Raw genomic sequence first — 20202 nt, 5'->3', positions numbered from 1 at the left:
ATCGCACCATGGCACGGCGAAGGGCGGGCGCGGGCCTATCTTTCCCGAAAGGCGCGCTGGAACGAATCCACCAGCGGCTTGGTCAGATAGGTCAGAAAGGTTCGCTCGCCGGTTGAAATGAAGGTTTCGACCGGCATGCCTGGGTAGATTTGCTCGGGCTTGACCTGCGGTGGCAGCTTGTCGGCCATCTTAAGCCGCACGGTGTAATACGGCTGTCCAGTGCTGGGTGTGATCAGCCGGTCCGCCGAAATGTAGAACACTTTTCCGGACACTTTTGGTGTTGTCCGTGCGTTGAGGGCTGTCAACATCATGTTCGCGCCTTGGCCGACCCGGATAGAATCAATGTCTTCAGGCTTGATCTTTGCCTCGACGATAAGTTCATTGGTCGGCAGAAGCTCCATTGCAACCTCGCCGGCACGGATGACGCTGCCTTCGGAATTGTAGAGCGAGCGGACGATGATGCCGTCCACCGGGGCACGAATGGTCGTCCTCACCAGGACCGATCGGGCGGCGTTGATTTGTTCCTCAAGGTCCGCCACCTGTGCCCGGGCTTTGTTCAGTTCCGTGACGGCATCTTCGACCCGGCTGGTTGTAAGTCTTTCAATCTCTTGACGCGCTTCCACGGTCTGGGTCGCCGAGCTGGCGATTTGCGCCTCCAGCGACCCCGCCTGACCTACCAGCTCGGCGGTGCTACGCAGAAGATCGGTGTATTCAGAACGATTTGTCAGTCCCTTTTCCAGCAAGTGCCTTTTGCGTTCCGTCTCGGCATTGACGATCGCGAGCTGGTTTTCCGCAGCATCCTTCTGCGCCCTCAAGCCGGCGACGGCTTCCTGAAGGGCTGCTGCCCGTTCCCTCAGAATCTCCTGTTCTGCGGCATAGCGCGCTAGCCGAGCCTGGAACTCCTTGGTTTGCTCTGCAAAGACGTCACTGAATTCGGGCGCGCCTGAATAGGCGCCTAGATCGCGGGGCAGGACGATTTTCTCCAGGCCGTCCCGTTCTGCCTCGAGCCGCGCGATTTCAGCTTTTTGTGCGACCCACTGTTTGAGGACCCGGTTGAGCTGGGACTGCGCCACCGTTGGATCGAGCACGATCAGGGCCTGGCCTCGTAGGACTCTGTCACCCTCTCGGACCTTGATGCTGCTGACCACGCCACCTTCGAGATGCTGGATCATGACATTCTGTCCAGCTGCTGCGACCACTCCTGGCGCGATCGTTGCTCCGGCAATCGGCGCCGTTGCGCCCCAGAATCCGAAGCCAAGCAAGAAGACGGACACGCTTGCATACCCCGCCAGCGTGATCCGATCCGTGCGTGTATCGACGTTACGCTGCCAGCGATACGTCTTGGCGCCGATGGTTTGGCTAGGAACCGTCATTGGCGACCTTCATCTCCCCGCGCGCAGATGACGGGAAAGGCACCACTCCTTCGCTGCCACGCGATTGAGAGGCTGCGGGCCGCGCCGCTTGGCCCCGTCGCGTGACAAGTCTATCGAGCACGTCCGTGGTGAAACCGTAGACCTCGATCTGGCCACTGCGCAGCATCAATATGCGATCGCATTTGGAAGCGAGAGAGGGCCGATGGGTTATGACAAGCACGGTCGTTTTTCGTGAACGCGCCCCGATGATCGCCCGCTCGAGCGCGGCTTCGCCGTTGGAATCGAGATTTGCATTGGGCTCGTCGAGAACCAGCACCTTGGGATCGCCGTAAAAGGCGCGAGCAAGCCCGATGCGCTGACGCTCGCCACCCGAAAGGCGAACGCCGGTCGGACCGATCAGCGTCGAATAGCCATCCCTCTGACCCAGGATAAGCTCATGCACTTGCGCCCGCTGGGCTGCTTGGACCAATTTCTCGTCGGGCGCATCCGGTTCGAAACGCGTGATATTTTGGGCAATGGTTCCCGGGAAGAGTTCCACATCTTGCGGGAGGTAACCAATATGGCGGCCGAGTTCTTCCGGATCCCAGTTTCGAATATCGCCGCCGTCGATCCGGATCGCCCCCGAGCGGGGCTCGATCGCACCGACGATGAGGCGCGCCAGAGTCGATTTTCCAGCCTGGCTCGGCCCCACAATCGCGACTGTCTCGCCGGTGGCGACTTCAAAGGTCAAGCGCTTTATCAGCGGCAGCGACCCGTCGGCCGCGCCCGGAAGATGATAGACGATTTGATCCACGCTTAACGCTCCTTCAGGAGTCGGCAATGCCACGTTTTCCTGGTTGTCGGGTCCGGATCGGAGAGCCGAAAGCCTTTTCCACGCAAGATTGGCGTCGATGATCTGCCGCCAACTCCCGATGATCTGATCGAGAGGTTGCAGAGCGCGCGCCGAAATCATCGAGGACGCAAATATCATACCGGCGGTCATCTCGTTGTGCAGAACCAGATAAGCGCCGACCCCCAATATCGCGATCTGCAGTGTCGAACGGGTGGTGCGCGATACACCGCCATAAAATGAATTGATGCGAGCGAGCCCATCCGAGGCGTGTAGAGAGCCGGAAAAACGGGTCCCCCAGAACTCTATCGCGTTGGATACCATGCCAAGCGCGCGAACAGTTTCGAAGTTTCGGGCGAAGGCCTGCGCCGAATTCATTGAGGCGTTGAGACTCTCCGCCGCTTCCTTGCCGGGTCGCGAACTCGCGATCTGGTTCAGCATGGCGATGGCGACCATGAGAACCGCCCCGACGACCGTCACCAGGAAGAGCAACGGATGGATGAAATAGAGCAGGCCCACGAAGATTGGCCCGAAAGGAAGGTCGAAGAGAAAGAAGATGGTTCTCGAAGCGATGAAATTTCGCAGGGTGGCCAAGTCGCGCAAGGCCTGGACATCGCCGAGGCCAGCGCGGGGGCCGCTCATTGCAGCGAGAAAAGACGATGCACCCAAAGAGACATCCAGTCGCGCGGCGAGCCGGCTTGCATATACACCCCGCACGACTTCGAGCACGCCGAAGAGCAAGAGCGACGAAAGCGCAAGCAATGTCAGGTAGGTGAGAGTGTCCAAATTGGCGGCGGGCAAAACCCGATCATATACCTGCAGCATGTAGAGAGGCAGAACCAGCAGCAGGGCGTTCATCACCGCGGAGAACAGGCCCATTTCGACCACGCTCTTCGATAGCACCCCTCTGTTCGTATAACTGGGCATCCCCGAAATCGTCTCTTTTGGCTAAGCGATCATATTAGGCAATCTTTATATATCATGCCAGGCAGCCGCGCTATCGGTAGTGTCCCAATTTGAGATTCTCCGAAATGCAATATGCATTCACATATCGGCCCGACCTTCTATATGCTCAGCGCAAAAGCGCGGGGGGAAAGGGTGTGTCCCGAGAGCGTGACGTGCATATGTGGCGCGAAGCCGGGAAACTCGCGGCCTCTGGCGACTATGAAGGATGGCTTGCCATCGAATCGGAGCTTCGCAGCAGAGGATTCCCACGCGCCAAGTTGCTGTTTGATAACGACCGGGTCCGCGAAAAATTGGATGATATCTGTAGGAGGGCAAGAGAGCAGCGCGCCGATGCCAACCGGACCTAAAGGCCAGAAGCGCCCCGCCGACCGCTAGCGCCTTCCGCTTCGTCCCTCCGACGGCCTCGGCGCCGAACCGGGTTCCTGGACGAGCGGGCCGAGCAGCACTTCGCCGAACAGCGGCTGGTAGCTGCGGCGCACGGCCGGATCCTCCTTGAACGACAGCGCGTACTGGCCGATCTGGTGGAAATAGGTGATGCGCGCCCTGACCAGGCTTTCGTCCGGCGAATAGCCCATGGCCCGGAAGGAGCGGACGAGCAGCGCGATACGCAGGTCGTCCATATCCTTCACTTCCTGCGCCAGCTTCCTCGACGTCCGCGACCAGTCGCGCACGGCAAGATCGAGCAGCGGGCTGAAGGGCGCCTCGTCGACCCAGACATGCACGATGTCGGTGAAGAACTGCAGGCCGACCACGTCGTGCATGTCGCGCATCGCCCAGAACGGCGCGCAGTTGATGTTGCGCCATTCCTGCAAGAGCCCATCGCGGAGGTCCGCGAGGCTGGTGAAGTGGAAGTAGAAACTGCCGCGCGTGACCTTCAGCTGCTTGGCCAAGCGGTCGATCTTGACCTCGGCGATGCCGCGCTTTTCCAGCACCTTTCGCGCCGCGGCGATCCAGGCCTCGCGGCTCAGCGTCTGCCGGGCGGTCGTCGATCTGGCTCGCGTTCCGGACGATCGTTTCGTTTTCGCCAAGGCGGCATCCGCTTTCAACTGCTTCCAGGCCTCCATGGCGGCCGGCGGCAATTCGCGAGCCGTCCCTGATCAAGCCGATGTTTGCCCGCTTCGCAACCCGCTACCGCCGCTGTCCACTGTGGAACCTGATGTTATTGCATGTCGCCCGGAAGTGTGCGGACAACGACATGCATCAAAGCAAGGACTTAAAGCGCGTCGCCTGAATCCGTTTCTGCGCGACGCGCTTTAGGGCAACGCGCTGATCCGCTGCAGCATGAGTTCGAAGAACGGCGCCGGCTCGATGCGGCGCAGTACGTTGCAATTCTTGCGCCGTCCGGTGACGTGCCACCAGTCGACGACGGTCATGCCGATCGTCTCGGGCGAGACGATCTCCACCGTCACCGCGCATTGGCGCTTTTCGTAGATCTTCGGCGCCAGGAGATAGCCGGTGACGCAGGCGTCGTGGATCGGCCGCCCCGGCGTGCCGAACTTGTGGCTGCCGTACTGACGATAGAAATCGGCGAGGTTCGCGGCCTCGATCGCGGCCCTGCTGCCGGTGGCGCGCAAGCGGTCCAGCCATTCCAGCGTCATCATCGCGGTGTAGGTGCAGTCGATGCCCGCCATGGTCAGCGGCACGCCGCTGTCGAACACTTTGTGCGCCGCATGCGGGTCGACGAAGATGTTGAATTCGGCGGCGGGCGTGGCGTTGCCGCCCTCGAAGAAGCCGCCGCCCATCAGCACCACTTCGCGCAGCCGCGGAATGATCCTCGGCTCCATGGTCATGGCCATCGCCAGATTGGTCATCGGGCCCAGCGTGCAGACGGTAAGCTCGCCCTCCGGCGCATCCATGATCGCCCGCACGAGATAGTTCACCCCGTGCTCGCTCTGCAGCGGCGTCACCGGTTCGGGGAGGTCGGCGCCGTCGAGCCCGGTCTTGCCGTGCACATATTCGGCCGTCATCAGCGTCTTCACCATCGGCCCCGGGCAGCCGGCATAGACCGGCACGTCGGGCCGTCCGGCGAGCTCGACCACCTTCAGCGCGTTCTTCGAGGTCAGCGGCAGCGGCACGTTGCCGCCGACCGTGGTGATGCCCACCACCTCGATCTCGGCCGGCGAGCCGAGCGCGAACAGGATCGCGAAGGCGTCGTCCTGGCCGGGATCGGTGTCGATGATGATCTTGCGTGGTGCCATGTAGTGCCTGCCTTCGAATGCCTATTGATGAGCCCGTTCGGATGTGTAGAAATACAGTACTGTATCTTATGTTCAAGACAGGGTGATCAAAAATGGGCGAACGAGAGCGCGGCGACTTTTCCGAAATTCCGATCCTCGACGTGTCGGCTCTTTACGGCACCGACCGAGGCGCGATCGGGGCGACCGCGGCAACGCTGCGCCGCTATCTCGAGACGATCGGCTTCCTCTATGTCGTCGGCCATCCGATCCCGCGCGCCGATGTCGAGGCGGTGCGCGAAGCGAGTAAGCGCTTCTTCGCCTTGCCCGAGGAAGAGAAGCTCAAGCTCAAGATCGATAGGAATTTCCGCGGCTACTTGCCCTTTGCCGGCTCGACCATCGTCACCTCTTCCGTAGCGACCGTCAGCAAGCCGAACCAGAGCGAGTCGATCTTTTTCATGCACGAGGTCGGCGAAGATGATCCGCGGGCGCTCGCAGAAAAGCCGCTGCAGGGCCCGAACCAGTGGCCGGACGAGGCTGCGCTGAATGGCTTCAGGCAAACGATCGAGCGCTATGTCGACGAGATGGGCACGCTCGCCCGCAAGATGGTCCGCGCCATCGCGCTGTCGCTTGGCCTGCCTGCCGGCAGCCTGGACCGCTATTTCGAACAGCCGACCACGTTCCTCAGGCTGCTGCATTATCCGACGCAGCCGCAGGAGGAGGGGCTGTTCGGCTCGGCTCCGCACACCGACTACGGCTTCATCACTTTGCTGGCGCAGGACGATGTCGGCGGCCTGGAGGTCAAGAACAAGGCCGGCGAATGGGTGCCGGCGCCGCCGATCCCGGATTCATTCGTGATGAATGTCGGCGACATACTGGCGCGCTGGTCGAACGACCAGTTCGTCTCGACGCCGCACCGCGTCATCAACCGGTCCGGACGCGAGCGCTACTCGCAGCCCTTCTTCTTCGACCCGTCGATGGACGAGACGATCGAGGCGCTGCCGGTCTGCGTGCCGGCCGGCGCCAAGCCGAAATACGAGCCGGTGCTCTATGGCGACTACCTGATGGAGCGCATCGACAAGAACTACCACTACCGCAAGAAGAAGGCCGCGGAGACGGCAAGCGCGTAAGCGAACCGACGGTCCGGATCGGCGCCGGCCCGAGCGGTGCGGTGGCGAGGCGGTTGAGAAACTGCAATCACCGAGCAAGCAAAAGGGGAACGACGATGAGAACAAATCTGCGCATGGCCGGCCTGGCGCTGGCTGCATTTGCCACGGCCTGGAGCAGCCTTTCGAAGGCGGCCGAAATCTCGAAATCGGCGGAGGTCCAGCAGACAGGCATGCTCGACGTCGCCAACACGCTGGACTACGCGCCGTTCGAATATCTCGACGCCGACGGCAAGCAGACCGGCATCATCATCGAGCTTGCCGGCGAGGTTGCCAAGCTGGTCGGCGCCAAGCTCGACATCCAGCGCACGCCGTTCCCGTCGATGATCCCCGGCCTGGCGGCCGGCCGCTTCAAGATCGCCTGGGAGACCTTCTCGGCTACGCCCGAGCGCCTCAAGCAGGTCGACTTCGTCATGTTCCTGAAGGCAGGCCTCGCCGTCTCGACCTCGCCGGACAAGAAGGCTGGCTTCAGCGGCGACACGCCGCTTTGCGGCAAGCGGATCGGCGTCTCGGCCGGCAGCGCGTCCGACTTCCTGGTCGACAAGCTCAGCAAGGAATGTGCCGACAAGGGCCAGGCGGCGATCGAGAAATCGGTGTTCAACTCCTCGACCGACATCGTCCAGGCGGTGCTCTCCGACCGCGTCGACGCCCGCATGGACGATGCGACCGCATCGAGCTACTTCGAGGTGACCAGCAAGGGCCAGCTCGTCGTCCTGCCGACCCTCTATGACGTCGCGCCGCTGGGTCTCGCCATCGCCAAGGACGACAAAGGCACCGCCGACATGATGGTGGCGGCGCTGGCCGAGCTGTTCAAGAACGGCGCCTACAAGGCCGTTCTCGAGAAATACGGCATGGGTGCTTATGCGATCAAGGAACCGTATTTCGTCAACAGCATGGACGCGCTGCGCGCCGACTAAGGCACCGACCCGAAATCGGAATCGATTTTCGGGAGGGATCATGCGCAGAATTAGCAGGCGCGCCTGCATGCCCGTTGGGCTTGCGGCGTGGTGAGCGGAGATCCGGCGCCCGGTCCTGTACCAGGCGCCGGTTGGTATCAGGAGATGAGCGATGGGCACGGCCCACCCGACAGAGATGAGCGTCGAGCCGGGCGCCGCCGCCGCTGTGGCGCGGCTCACCGTCGTGCCGCAGCGCCGCTATGGCATCTGGGTCGGCACGGCATTCGCCTTGCTGCTGGCCTTCCTCATCGTGCGGGCCTTCGCCAGCAACCCGGCCTTCGCCTGGGGCACGGCTGCTGGTTATCTGTTCCATCCCTCGATCATGCGCGGCCTTTCCAACACCTTGATCCTCACCGTGGTGATCATGGCGCTGGCGATCGTCATCGGCACCGTCATCGCCATCATGCGCGAGTCGCCGAGCCCGGTGCTGCGCGGCTTCGCCGGCGTCTATGTCTGGTTCTTCCGCGGTGTGCCGGCGCTGATCCAGCTCATCTTCTGGTTCAACCTGTCGCTGCTGGTGCGCGAGGTCTCGCTGACATTGCCGTTCCTCGGCACGATCTTCTCCGCCCGCACCAATGATTTCATGACGCCGTTCTTCTCGGCTGTCGTCGCGCTTTCGCTTTGCGAGGCAGGCTATATGGCCGAAATCATCCGCGCCGGCATCAAATCGGTGCCGTCGGGCCAGGCGGAAGCGGCGAGCGCGCTCGGCATGCCCTACCGCATGATCCTGAAGCGCATCACGCTGCCGCAGGCCATGCGTTTCGTGCTGCCGCCGACCGGCAACGAGGCCATCAACCTGCTCAAGATGACGTCGCTGGTGACCTTCATCGCGGTCGACGATCTGTTCTATTCCGCGCAGAGCATCTATGCGCGCACCTTCGAGACGATCCCACTCTTGATCGTGGTGGCGTTCTGGTACCTCGCGGTGGTCTCGATCATGTCGGTCGGGCAGCATTTCCTCGAGCGCCATTTCGGCCGCAGCGACACGCGCCGTGACCCGCTGACGATGCGCGCGCTGCGCAATGCCGTAAGCTTGGCGGGCATCGCCCGATGAGCGACGTGAAGTCCGAAAACCGCGCCCGCTTTGGTGTGCCCGCCGATTCCATGGTGTTCGCGCGCGGCGTGCGCAAATCCTATGGCCAACTGGAAGTGCTCCAGGGCATCGATCTCGATGTGCCGGCAGGATCGGTTGCCTGCATCATCGGCCCGTCGGGCTCCGGCAAGAGCACCTTCCTGCGCTGCATCAACCATCTGGAGAAGATCACGGGCGGGCTCCTGCTCGTCGACAGCCAATTCGTCGGCTACGACCTCCGGGACGACAAGCTCTACGAGGTGAAGGACGATCTGCTCTGCCAGCGGCGCGCCGAGATCGGCATGCTGTTCCAGTCCTTCAACCTGTTCTCGCACATGACCGTGATGGAGAACGTCATCGAGGCGCCGACGCAGGTGCGGCGCATCGCGACCGACCAGGCGAAGGCCGAGGCCGAGATCCTGCTCAAGCGTGTCGGCCTGCTCGACAAGGTCGACCGTTATCCGCGCGAATTGTCGGGCGGCCAGCAGCAGCGCGTGGCGATCGCCCGCGCCATGGCGATGAAGCCGAAGGTGCTGCTCTTCGACGAGCCGACCTCGGCGCTCGACCCCGAGCTCGTCGGCGAGGTGCTGCAGGTGATGCGCGATCTCGCAGCGAGCGGCATGACCATGGTCGTCGTCACCCACGAGATCGGCTTTGCCCGCGAGATCGGCGACCATCTCGTCTTCATGGACGGCGGCGTGATCGTCGAGCGCGGCGCGCCGCGCGAGATGATCGCCGACCCACAATCGCCGCGCACGCGCGGGTTCCTGTCGCGGGTTCTTTGAGATCGCTCGTGAGCCGGCCAAATCGCCCGCCACAAGTGCGGCGCCGCATCGCTTGAAGAACTCGAGCGCCGGGCGATGGGCTTGCCCGCTTCGCACTGATATTGGCCGAGGTGCTTCCCCTGGGCTTTTCCGCTAAATTCGCGGAAACGCAGGGGGCTTCAATGGCTGGATTCGGACGGTCGGTGATTTCCTACACGATGCCGTTGGCCGCCCTGGTGATGGCTGTCGCGGTCAGGGCCAGCGGCCTTTCGGTGGATGAAGGTTCGCTGAACGTCAGGATTGTTGTTGGAGTACTTTCGAGCGCGATCATGTTCACCACCATTTTCGTGGTGCTCGACCACGCCGAGGCCGTGGCCCGGCGGGTGGGAGAGCCGTACGGAACATTGGTGCTGACATTCGCCGTGACGGCGATCGAAGTGTCGATCATCGTGTCCATGATGCTGCATGGAGCGAACAACCCGACGCTGGCGCGTGAGTCCGTTTTCTCGACGGTGATGATTACCTCCACTGGCGTTGTCGGCATGTGTCTCACGCTTGGCGGCTGGCTTCACCGCAAGCAGGCGATCCTTCGGCAAGGGACCAGCGCGTATCTTGCGGTCCTGATCGCGCTGACCGTCATGACGCTTATTCTGCCGACCTACACTCGAGCCACGGATCCCGGCACGTTTTCGGCAGCTCAGCTTGGGTTTGTCAGCGTCCTTTCAGTGCTGCTCTATGCAAGTTTCGTATTCGCCCAGACCGTCCGCCACCGGGAGGACTTCGTCCAAGGAGAGGCGCACGACGTTTCGATGAGAATCGCTTCCCACGAAAGCATTTCCGTCGGCGTCCTGCTGCTGTTGAGCGGGCTGATCGGAATCGTCATGCTCGCCGAGCAGGTCGCCGCAAGTGTCGAGGATACGCTCGTTGCCTACCAGGTGAGCCAGGCCGACAGCATTGTGGGGGCGTTGATCGCGGGGCTGGTCTTGATGCCGGAGGCCATTTCGGCGGTTCGCGCTTCGCTCAACAATGAGCTGCAGCGCGGCTTGAACGTTGCGATGGGTTCGGCTTGCGCCACGATCGGTTTGACGATACCGGCGGTCGCGGCCGCCAGCCTGCTGACGGGCAGAGGATTGACCTTAGGGCTTCCGGCGGCTGACGCGGTGCTTTTGTCTTTGGCGCTTTTCATATGCAGCGTCAGCTTTAGCACCGAAAGAACGACGTTCCTGACGGGCATGGTTCATATCGTGGTGTTTTTTACCTACGTATTTCTGATATTTGTGCCGTGAAGGCTTAGGCGCGAGCTGATTTTGGCAATCGGACGCAGGGATGGGACGACGGCGACCGGCAGGAAGTCGCTATCCGACTTGTCCGCGTTCCTAAAGCGTCGCCAGCCGCGAATTCGGCATGGTCTTTCCATAGGCTCGGCGCAGCGTCGCCTTCTCCTCCAGCGCGACGATGACACGTGCGGCAAAGTCGGTCTTGTACATCTCCGCGAGCCGTGCCAGTCCGCCTGGCGTGAAGACATTGATCTCCAGAAGTTTGTCGCCGACGATGTCGAGCCCAACCAGAAACATGCCGTCGCTGACCAGTTTGGGGCGTACCATCTCGGCAATGCGCAAAATCGTGTCAGTTACCTTGACCTTGCGGGCGGTCCCGGCGGCGTGGACGTTGGAGCGGACGTCGCCCTTGGCTGGGATGCGGCGAAAGGCGGCGTAGCTGCCGTCGCGCAGCAGCGGCAGGCCGTTCATCAGGAAAAGACGCACGTCACCAGCCTTGGCCTCCGGAATGTAGGCCTGCGCGATGAGATAGCCGTCACCGCTGGCCGCCTCGAAAATCTGGTTGAGGTTGGAATCGGTAGGCGTCGCAATATGGAAGACGTTCTTGCCACCCGACCCTTGCAGTGGTTTGACGATGCAGCCCTTCGAGTGTTTGTCGATGAATGCGCGGATCTCGGCAATGCTGCGCGATATAAGGGTCGCCGGCCGAACCGCTTCGGGAAAGGTCTGCAGGTAGAGCTTGCTCTGTGCCTGTGCCAGACCATCCGGATCGTTGACGACGATGACGCCCTGTTCCGCTGCGAGCCGTCCGAACATGATGCCTGCGTTGGCGGCCCATGGTCGATCGGTGGCATCGAGTGACGGGTCGTTGCGCAGAAACAGAATGTCGATATCGCTTATCGCGAAGGTCTTCTTCTGCTTCGCGGCATCCTTCAGGGCCGCATGCAGCTTGTCGGGCGTCTTGTAGGAAGCGTCCGGCAAGACTGCGACGCTGACAGCCAGGCTGTCATCCGGACGCAGTATGAAGTCGCCGGGTTCGACATAGACAACCGAATGTCCGCGCTGGACTGCAGCCAGCGCCAGCGTTGTCGTCGTGTAGCCTGGCGTCTCGCTCTCGATCGAATTGACGAAGAACGCAATGCGCATCGGGGATGCTCCCTCAAGTCTCAACCATATCGATCGGATCGATTCCCGCCATCGCCTTCTTGAGCCGCGGACGCGCCGCGTCGGAAGAAAGGAATGCAGGTTCGAGGCGCGGCGCGCGCAGCAAGCCGCGCGCATTGAGTTCCTGGATTGCGCCGAAATGCGCGGCGGAGATCTTGCCGATCCAAAACGGCGTAAGGCTGCCGCCACCTCTCAGGTGATCGAGGACCTGCACCACGCCGCGCAGATAGATGGCGTCTTTTGCCAGGCCACCACCGCGAAAGACACGCAGAACGACGTTGAAGGCGCTGCGATCATCGAGACCGAAATCCTTATGGAAAATGCGGAAGGTTTCCTCGAATGTCGCGCCGTCGAGCATCGCCTGACACGCAAGGACCCTGGCCGCGATCAGCCGCAGCCGCGCCGCGGTCATGCCGCCGACCAGATATTCCGCCAGCACGGCCAGTCCCTCCTGCATGCCCTCGTAGCCGGCGAGCCCGTTGCGGAAGATGGCAAGCCCCTGCGCATCGCCGTTGAAATAGGTCACCAGGTGGACACCGATCTCGTGACTGAGCAGCGCGGTCAGACGCTCCGGTGGAAGGTTGGTATCGCGCGAAACCAGCAACTGGTTCCGAGAGACGAGGAGGCCGGCCGGCAGGTCGCCGCGGATCTCCACGGAAGCATCGAAATCGGAATAGGCGGCACGATATCCGGCGATCATGTCTCGCGCGGCTGCGGCGATAGCGTCGGCGCCCAATCCCTTCTGCCTCACCGCCGACGCAGCGCCAGGCGCCTTTTCGACAATGGCGCGTGCTCGCGTCGCCAGACTCGGCTCGACGCTGCCATAGAGTGCTCGTCCGAGCTCGACGAAGCGGGGCGTCTCGCGTGCCGCGAGCATCGACAGCTGCAGATCGAGTTCCTGCTGTTTTTGCGAGAACAGCGTGGTCAGCAGCGGATCTTCCAGATGATCGAGCGAGACCGAATAGAGCTTCCGCTTCTGCGCGGCGACCTCGAATTCGAGCGGCCTGTAGAGCAGTGCTGGGACATGCTCGAAGCCGCCTGCCTGGAATTCCAGCCAGGCGGGTTCGGCGTTGATCGGTGTAACGGCAAGCAGAAAATCGAATGTCGACGCGACGCTGTCGAGTGCCCGGTCGGCGCGCACGACAGCGTCGATGTAGGCGCGCCGCCCCAGCGAACGATGGGTTGCCGGCGGTTCCAGCTTTGATGCCTTCAGAAAGGCGCTGACCGCCTGGAGCGCGGAATCCACCATGTTGGCGACGACAAGATCGCGCAGTTCAGGATAGATGCGCTCGCTGCCAGGCACCCTGTAGATCGGCGCGAAGCGTACCGTCAGGCCCGCTACATCGTCGAGATGATCCGAGAGCCGCGCTTCGGCGCGTGTCGTGGGAACGAATTCGTCCACGCGCGGCGTGCGGTATTTCGCTTCGCGTCCGGACGCCGCAGTGGCAAAGCGCTTGAGCGCCGCCTTCTCCGCCGCGGTATCGCCGCTAGCCAATGCAATCTCGAAAGGCGGCAGGAACGGTATGTCCTCCGCCAGAAACCGATCTTCGGCCAACTCGCCGATGTCGAGCACGAGGAATGCGCCGCAATGGTCGCGCATCCTTCGCGCCACCAGCCGCGCGACCCCACCGGCGAGGTCGCTATCGGCAGCGATCAGATAGGAGGCGTTGGCGGAAACAATTTGGAACGCCGTATCCTGCTGCGACCCGACATGGACGCAGAGAAACGGCAGCGGCCGATCGATGTGCAAGCGGTTGCCGTCGCCGAACTCGCGGCGGATTGGCTTGCCCTCTTGGAAAAGCGCGTCCAGGTCCGCTTCGATCTTGGCCAACGGAGACATAGCCTCAATGAGCTTTGGCTTCATGTCATGCCCCGCAACGCAGCCTCGAGAACTGGCACCGTGGACCCAAGCATGGCACGCAGCCGTTCGATCGCTGCCCAGTCGGGTTCGCCGCTCCATTCGTCCATGAAGATCTTCTTGAACTCGACCGCTATGGCACACCCGGTCTTTGGGAAATTGGCATGGACGAAACGGGTCTGCTCGCCCTTGCCCTGGAATGACACATTCTCGCGCACATCGATCGGCTCGCCGTTGTAATCCTGGCCGCTCAGCGCCTCCGTGAAGGCGTCTACGACCTGAGCCCAGCGCGCGCGGTCCATCGAGAACGTGCCGATATTGATATCAGGCGCGCCGCCTTGCGAAGCAGGCGCTGCTTTCGGCCCCGCACGCCGGTGGTTGTAGCTGTGAACGTCGACAAGGACGAACCTGCCGTAACGTCTCTCGACATCGGCGAGGACACGCCTGAGCTCGCCGTAGAACGCGTCGTGAAAGGCGAGAGACTCGTCCACAATGTCCTCGGCCGGTGGCTCTCGCCATACGTGCAGGCCCCAGGACTGGTCCGGCGACCGATAGACCGCAGCCTCGCGCGCGCGGTTCAGATCGACCTGAAAGCGCGATCGATGAACGATGATCTGGGTTGGGAAATCGGCGATGAAGTGCTCGGTGAAGGGATCCTCCTCCCGCAGCCGATCAGGGTCGGGGATGCACATGAGCGATTGGCAAGCGCGCCCAACGTCCGAGCCGCTGTGGATCGCCGTGCCAATGACGGGGGAATCGCCAAGCTTGATCGTCCAGCCTGCCGGTAACCCGCTCGCAGCGTTGTTGAAAATAGGCTTGCTCACCATCCATCGAAATGCGTGGAGAGAGCGGACGGTTCCGGGTTCAGCCGGTTGAGGCTTGCACCGGGCCACATCGTCTCGCTGAAGAACCGGCTTCGCCCGGCACCTCACGCCGCCAGCACTGCCTGATCCAGCCCGCGGATGATCTTCGCCAGTTCCACGCATTCGTCCTGGCGCACCTTGTTCTTCCGCCAGGCGAGACAGATCACGCGCTGCGGCATCGGTTCCTGGAACGGCACGATCCTCAAGTCCGGCATGACGCCGGCGGCACTTGCCGCCATCTCCGGCACCAGCGTGACGCCCAGTCCGTGCGCCACCATCTGCAGGAGCGTGGTCAGGCTGGTCGCGCCATAGCTTGCCATGGCCACCGGCCGCACATTGCCGCAGACGGCCAAAGCCTGCTCGCGCAGGCAATGGCCTTCCTCGAGCAGCATCAGCCGCTCCAGCGCCGGACTTTCCGGCGGCACAGGCGGCGAGGCGAAAGCCGGATCGCCGGCGGGCACCGCAAGGAAGAAGCGGTCCGGGAAAAGCTCCTCGGTGACGAGCCCTGGATGGTCGATCGGCAAGGCGGCGATGAAAGCGTCGAGCTTGCCCGAGACATTGTCCTCGACCAGCGAGGCGGTCACCGCCTCGCGCAGCTCGAGTTGCAGGGCCGGGAAATGCCGCTTCAGTTCCGGCAGGACGCGCGGCAGGAGATAGGGCGCAACCGTCGGGATGATGCCCAGCCGGAAGCGCCCCTCCATCGCTGGACGGCCGCGCCGGGCAGTCGTCTCGACGTCACGTATGTCGGCCAGAATGCGCTCGATGCGCGGCTGGAGCGCCAGCGCCTCGTCGGTCATCCGCACGGTCTTGCCGCCGCGCTCGAACAGAAGGCAGTTCAGCCGCTCTTCCATTTCGGCGATCTGCGCGGAGAGCGCCGGCTGGCTGACGCCGGCGAGCTTCGCGGCGCGGCCGAAATGCAGCGCCTGCGCCAGCGCGTCGAAATAAAGCATCTGCCTGACGGTGAGACCGATCATAAGGAAATCCTATCGGAAAAAACAGGAAAGGCAATTTGTCTTTATCGGCAAGCCGCCCTAGTCTGGAATCGTTCCAGATTGGCGCGGCCGCTGGCCGCCCCGGAAACTCAATTCAAAACTCGGCAAAATCGGAGAGTAAGATGGACGCGAAAACCGACGACAACAGCGCTGGCAAATGCCCCGTGGCGCATGGATCCGCCGGCCGGACCAACCGCGACTGGTGGCCGAACCAGCTCGACCTTGGCGTTCTCCACCAGCAGTCGAACCTCTCGGACCCGATGGGCGAGGACTTCGACTACGCCAAGGAATTCCAGTCGCTCGACCTCGACGCGGTGGTCAAGGACCTGCACAAGGTGATGACGGATTCGCAGGACTGGTGGCCGGCCGACTTCGGCCATTACGGGCCGCTCTTCATCCGCATGGCCTGGCACAGCGCCGGCACCTACCGCATAGGCGACGGCCGCGGCGGCGCCGGCGCCGGTCAGCAGCGCTTCGCGCCGCTCAACAGCTGGCCGGACAACGCCAATCTCGACAAGGCCCGCCGGCTGCTCTGGCCGGTCAAGCAGAAATACGGCCGCAAGATTTCCTGGGCCGACCTGATGATCCTCGCCGGCAACGTCGCGTTGGAATCGATGGGCTTCAAGACCTTCGGCTTCGCCGGCGGCCGCGCCGACGTTTGGGAGCCGGAGCAGGATGTGGACTGGGGTTCCGAAACCAAGTGGCTGGATGACCAGCGCTATTCCGGCGACCGCGAACTGCAGGGCCATCTCGGCGCCGTGCAGATGGGCCTGATCTACGTCAACCCGGAAGGGCCGAACGGCAAGCCGGACCCGATCGCCGCGGCGCGCGACATCCGCGAAACCTTCCGCCGCATGGCCATGAACGACGAAGAGACCGTGGCGCTGATTGCCGGCGGCCACACCTTCGGCAAAACCCATGGCGCCGGCGATGCAGCACTTGTGGGCGCGGAGCCGGAAGGTGCCGGCATCGAGGCGCAGGGCCTCGGCTGGTCGAGCAAACATGCCACCGGCATTGCCGGCGACGCCATCACGTCTGGCCTCGAGGTGACCTGGACCACGACGCCGACCAAATGGAGCAACAACTTCTTCGACAACCTCTTCAATTACGAATGGGAGCTGACGAAGAGCCCGGCGGGCGCCAATCAGTGGACGCCGAAGGGCGGCGCCGGCGCGGGCACGGTGCCGGACGCGCACAATGCGTCGAAGCGCCATGCCCCGGCCATGCTCACCACCGACTTGTCGCTGCGTTTCGACCCGGCCTACGAGAAGATCTCGCGGCGCTTCCACCAGCACCCGGACCAGTTCGCCGACGCCTTCGCCCGGGCCTGGTTCAAGCTCACCCATCGCGACATGGGCCCGGTCGTGCGCTATCTCGGCCCGCTCGTGCCGAAGGAAGAGCTGATCTGGCAGGATCCGATCCCGGCGATCGACCATGAACTGGTGAGCGACCAGGACATCGCCGCGCTGAAGGCGAAGATCCTGGCGTCCGGCCTCGCGGTATCCGAGCTGGTCTCGACCGCCTGGGCATCGGCCTCAACCTTCCGCGGCTCCGACAAGCGTGGCGGCGCCAATGGCGGTCGCATCCGTCTTGCCCCGCAGAAGGATTGGGACGTCAACCAGCCGGCACAGCTCGCCAAGGTGCTGGCGAAGCTCGAAGCCGTCCAGAAGGAATTCAATGCGGCTGAGGCCGGCGGCAAGAAGGTCTCGCTGGCCGACCTCATTGTGCTCGGCGGGGTCGCCGCGGTCGAGAAGGCCGCGAAGGACGGTGGCCACGAGGTGAAGGTCCCGTTCACCCCCGGCCGCATGGACGCGTCGCAGGAGCAGACCGATGTCGAGTCCTTCGCGGCACTCGAGCCTAGGGCCGACGGCTTCCGCAACTACACCAGAGGCAGGCAGCCGATGTCGGTCGAGGCGATGCTGGTCGACCGGGCGCAGCTGTTGACGCTGACCGCGCCGGAAATGACGGTGCTGGTCGGCGGCCTGCGCGTGCTCGGCGCCAATGCCGGCGGCTCCAGGCACGGCGTCTTCACCGACAGACCCGGCACGCTGACCAACGACTTCTTCGTCAACCTGCTCTCGATGGCGACGGTCTGGGATCCGGCTGCGGGCTCTGAGCCGGGCTCGGATGAGGTCTATGAGGCGCGCGACCGCAAGACCAAGGCGGTCAAGTGGACCGGCACCCGCGCCGACCTGATCTTCGGCTCGCACGCGCAGCTGCGGGCTTTCTCGGAAGTTTACGGCTCTGCCGACGCCAAGGCGAAGTTCGTCAAGGACTTCGTCAAGGCGTGGACCAAGGTGATGAACCTCGATCGCTTCGAGGTCGCCTCGAAGTAAGGGTCTCATCCTCCCAAGTAAAAAGGCGCGGGGCTTTCCCCGCGCCTTTTGATTCAACCGCGCGAGGATCAATCTTTCTCGAAGATGCCCGCCTTGGCGACGACGCCGGCAATCGCCCCGCCGATCAGCGGCGCGACGATGAACAGCCAGAGCTGGCCGAGCGCCGCGCCACCCGAAAACAGCGCCGGGCCGATCGAGCGGGCCGGGTTGACCGAGGTGCCGGTGACCGGGATCATGGCGAAGTGAATTGCCGCCAGCGTCAGGCCGATGACCAGGCCGGCAAAGGCCGTCGTGTGCTTGGCGTTGGTGACGCCGAGGATGACGGTGACGAAGGTGAAGGTGCCGATCAGCTCCCAAAGGAAGGCAGAGCTCATGGCCCATTTCGCCTCGTCCCAGCCATTGGCGCCGAAGCCGCCGGTGTGGCCGCCGGCCTGGCCGGTGACGATAATCCACAGCGCCAGCGAAGCGATGATGGCGCCGATGATCTGCGCGATCCAGTAAGGGACGACATCCTTGGCCGGCATCCGTCCCGCAAGAAACACGCCGAGCGTCACCGCCGGATTGAGATGCGCGCCCGAGATCGGGCCGATCGCATAGGCCGCGGCGATCAGGCCGATGCCGAACGCCAGGCCGATGCCTTCCTGGCCGAGCGGCAGCGCGCCGCCGAAACCGCCCGTGACCACGGAGGCCGTGCCGATGAACACCAACAAAAACGTGCCTAGAACTTCCGCCAGATAAGTCTTCATTGCCCTCTCCTCATTGGAATCCGCCAAACCGCGTTTCCCGCGCCGCGAATCACAAGCGAAAGAGTATTCCCAGCCGGAAAGCTTGGAAAGCAGAGCGGTTAAGCCACGCTGCTTGCTTGTCGCGCCAGTTAATTGCATTAGAGGCCGTTCATGTACTGATGGAATTGTTCCGGGCCTTCTTGTAGATCGGGATTTTTTCATGTCGAAGGGGCCTGACTTTCCGGCGCCGGTGGTCGCTTCCCTCGGCAAGATTCGGCGCGATGGCTGCAACAGAACTGTTTCATTCTCGGCCGGAAACGCTTTAAGAGCGGGCCGGAAAACAATTTGCAGGTAGACAGGATGCGACTGGGCGGAAGGCTGGCGGCGGCCATCGAAGTTCTGGAAGACATTAGCCGGCGCCACCGGCCGGTGGCCGACGCCTTGCGCGACTGGGGCCTGTCGCACCGCTTTGCCGGCGGCGGCGACCGGGCGGCGATCGGCAACATCGTCTACGACGCGCTGCGCCGCAAGCGCTCGGCCGGTTGGTTTTTCGGCGAAGACACGCCGCGCGCCATCGGCTTCGGCGCGCTGCTGCTCGAATGGGGCCAGACGGCGCAGTCGCTCAACGATGCGCTTGACGGCGACAAGTTCGCGCCGCCGCTGCTCAGCGCCGCCGAATTGAAGGCGGTCGCGGGGCGCCGGTTCGCCGATGCGCCAGATGCCGTGCGCGCGGACGTGCCCGACTGGTGCGCGCCGCTGCTGGAGCAGTCCTATGGCGATGCCTGGGTCAGGGAAGGGGCGGCGCTCGCGATGCGCCCGCCGCTGGATCTCAGGGTCAATGCGCTCCAGGCCGACCGCGGCAAGGTGCTGGCGGAACTGCAGGGCACGGGTGCGGCACCTGCCGCGATCGCGCCGCACGGCATCCGCATCCCGCCGATCGACGGCGACGGCAGGCATCCGAACGTGCAGGCCGAGCCCGCCTTCCAGAAGGGCTGGTTCGAGGTGCAGGACGAGGGCTCGCAGCTTGCCGCGGCACTTGCCGGTGCCGCGCCCGGCATGCAGGTGCTCGATTATTGCGCCGGCGCTGGGGGCAAGACGCTGGCGCTTTCGGCCGAGATGGGCAATACAGGCCAGGTGTTCGCCCATGACGCGGAAAAGGTGCGGCTGGCGCCGATCTTCGAGCGCATCCGCCGCGCGCACAGCCGTAATGTCCAGATCGTCAGCAAGCCTGCGGAACTCGCGCCGCTGTCCAGTCATATGGACATCGTGCTGATCGACGCGCCCTGCACCGGCAGCGGCACCTGGCGGCGGCGGCCCGACGCCAAATGGCGGTTGACCGACAGGCAGCTCGACGCCCGCAAGGGCGAGCAACTGGCGATCCTCGACACGGCGCAGGCCTTCGTGAAACCCGGCGGGCTGCTTGTCTACATCACCTGTTCGGTGTTCGATGCCGAAAACGGCGAGCAGGTCGCGGCCTTCCGCGAGCGCCACGGCGATTTTGCGCCCGTCGACCATCGAGAGCTTTGGGATGTCCATTTCCCCGGCCATGAAGGCGCCGCGCGCATCGCCGGCACCGGCGGCATCTCGCTGTCGCCGGCGCTCAGCGGCACCGACGGATTTTATTTTCACGCCTTGCGCAGGGTGGCCTGAGGGCAGTCGGTGTTTTGCTGCGCTGCAACATAAGAGA

At 63.4% G+C, this 20202-nt stretch carries 16 protein-coding genes; 7 read left to right on the top strand and 9 right to left on the bottom strand.

Features of this window, described 5'->3' with window-relative positions:
- Positions 1-35: 35 nt before the first annotated feature.
- The 4 genes from ABID26_RS28165 to ABID26_RS28150 form a co-directional block, all read right to left on the bottom strand.
- Positions 36-1373 (bottom strand): HlyD family type I secretion periplasmic adaptor subunit, encoded by a 1338-nt coding sequence (locus ABID26_RS28165; RefSeq protein WP_292371938.1) that lies wholly within the window; start codon positions 1371-1373, stop codon positions 36-38.
- A complete protein-coding gene (locus ABID26_RS28160; RefSeq protein ID WP_292371936.1) occupies positions 1360-3129 on the bottom strand; it encodes a type I secretion system permease/ATPase in 1770 nt (589 codons plus the stop codon). The genes ABID26_RS28165 and ABID26_RS28160 overlap by 14 nt, the downstream gene beginning before the upstream one ends.
- Positions 3130-3539: 410 nt before the next feature.
- Positions 3540-4214: a TetR/AcrR family transcriptional regulator gene (locus ABID26_RS28155; protein ID WP_292372226.1), complete on the bottom strand. Its 675-nt coding sequence runs from the start codon at positions 4212-4214 to the stop codon at positions 3540-3542.
- A 207-nt stretch (positions 4215-4421) separates the two neighbouring features.
- On the bottom strand, positions 4422-5366 hold the full coding sequence (locus ABID26_RS28150; protein WP_292371934.1) for a nucleoside hydrolase: 945 nt from the start codon (positions 5364-5366) through the stop codon (positions 4422-4424).
- 92 nt (positions 5367-5458) lie between these two features.
- On the opposite strand from ABID26_RS28150, the gene ABID26_RS28145 reads away from it, so the two are divergent.
- The 5 genes from ABID26_RS28145 to ABID26_RS28125 all read left to right on the top strand — a co-directional run bounded on the left by ABID26_RS28145 (position 5459) and on the right by ABID26_RS28125 (position 10586).
- Entirely contained in the window at positions 5459-6472 is a 1014-nt protein-coding gene (locus ABID26_RS28145; protein ID WP_292371933.1) for an isopenicillin N synthase family dioxygenase, read from the top strand.
- Positions 6473-6567: 95 nt separating this feature from the next.
- Positions 6568-7425 carry an ABC transporter substrate-binding protein gene (locus tag ABID26_RS28140; RefSeq protein WP_126101903.1) on the top strand — a complete coding sequence of 286 codons (858 nt, stop codon included), beginning with the start codon at positions 6568-6570 and terminating at the stop codon, positions 7423-7425.
- Between the two features lie 151 nt (positions 7426-7576).
- Positions 7577-8518: an amino acid ABC transporter permease gene (locus ABID26_RS28135; RefSeq protein WP_354417185.1), complete on the top strand. Its 942-nt coding sequence runs from the start codon at positions 7577-7579 to the stop codon at positions 8516-8518.
- Positions 8515-9321, top strand: coding sequence for an amino acid ABC transporter ATP-binding protein (locus tag ABID26_RS28130; RefSeq protein ID WP_292371931.1), 807 nt, complete (start codon positions 8515-8517; stop codon positions 9319-9321). The genes ABID26_RS28135 and ABID26_RS28130 overlap by 4 nt, the downstream gene beginning before the upstream one ends.
- Positions 9322-9482: 161 nt before the next feature.
- Complete coding sequence (locus ABID26_RS28125) at positions 9483-10586, top strand: calcium:cation antiporter (RefSeq protein ID WP_292371930.1); 1104 nt, start codon at positions 9483-9485, stop codon at positions 10584-10586.
- 90 nt (positions 10587-10676) lie between these two features.
- On the opposite strand, the gene ABID26_RS28120 is transcribed toward ABID26_RS28125, so the two are convergent.
- From ABID26_RS28120 to ABID26_RS28105, 4 genes are all read right to left on the bottom strand, one after another.
- Positions 10677-11723 carry a glutathione synthetase gene (locus tag ABID26_RS28120; RefSeq protein ID WP_292371929.1) on the bottom strand — a complete coding sequence of 349 codons (1047 nt, stop codon included), beginning with the start codon at positions 11721-11723 and terminating at the stop codon, positions 10677-10679.
- A 13-nt stretch (positions 11724-11736) separates the two neighbouring features.
- Positions 11737-13605, bottom strand: a complete 1869-nt coding sequence (locus tag ABID26_RS28115) for a flavohemoglobin expression-modulating QEGLA motif protein (RefSeq protein ID WP_435528617.1) — start codon at positions 13603-13605, stop codon at positions 11737-11739.
- The gene (locus ABID26_RS28110; protein WP_292371928.1) at positions 13602-14426 is read right to left on the bottom strand and encodes an N-formylglutamate amidohydrolase; all 825 of its coding nucleotides are present in this window, start codon (positions 14424-14426) and stop codon (positions 13602-13604) included. The genes ABID26_RS28115 and ABID26_RS28110 overlap by 4 nt, the downstream gene beginning before the upstream one ends.
- Positions 14427-14527: 101 nt before the next feature.
- On the bottom strand, positions 14528-15436 hold the full coding sequence (locus ABID26_RS28105) for a hydrogen peroxide-inducible genes activator (protein ID WP_292371927.1): 909 nt from the start codon (positions 15434-15436) through the stop codon (positions 14528-14530).
- Between the two features lie 140 nt (positions 15437-15576).
- On the opposite strand from ABID26_RS28105, the gene katG reads away from it, so the two are divergent.
- The gene (gene katG / locus ABID26_RS28100; RefSeq protein ID WP_292341415.1) at positions 15577-17790 is read left to right on the top strand and encodes a catalase/peroxidase HPI; all 2214 of its coding nucleotides are present in this window, start codon (positions 15577-15579) and stop codon (positions 17788-17790) included.
- 68 nt (positions 17791-17858) lie between these two features.
- Here the strand turns inward: katG and ABID26_RS28095 are convergent, their stop codons facing one another.
- Positions 17859-18536, bottom strand: a complete 678-nt coding sequence (locus tag ABID26_RS28095) for an MIP family channel protein (protein WP_292341416.1) — start codon at positions 18534-18536, stop codon at positions 17859-17861.
- A 339-nt stretch (positions 18537-18875) separates the two neighbouring features.
- Here ABID26_RS28095 and ABID26_RS28090 point away from each other — a divergent pair, with 339 nt between their 5' ends.
- Entirely contained in the window at positions 18876-20165 is a 1290-nt protein-coding gene (locus tag ABID26_RS28090; protein WP_292371926.1) for an RsmB/NOP family class I SAM-dependent RNA methyltransferase, read from the top strand.
- Positions 20166-20202 lie beyond the last annotated feature (37 nt).

The organism is Mesorhizobium shonense (assembly GCF_040545255.1).
Classification (GTDB): domain Bacteria; phylum Pseudomonadota; class Alphaproteobacteria; order Rhizobiales; family Rhizobiaceae; genus Mesorhizobium; species Mesorhizobium shonense.
The sequence above is the reverse complement of the archived record's forward strand: the minus strand, read 5'-3'. Positions and strand labels throughout refer to the sequence as shown.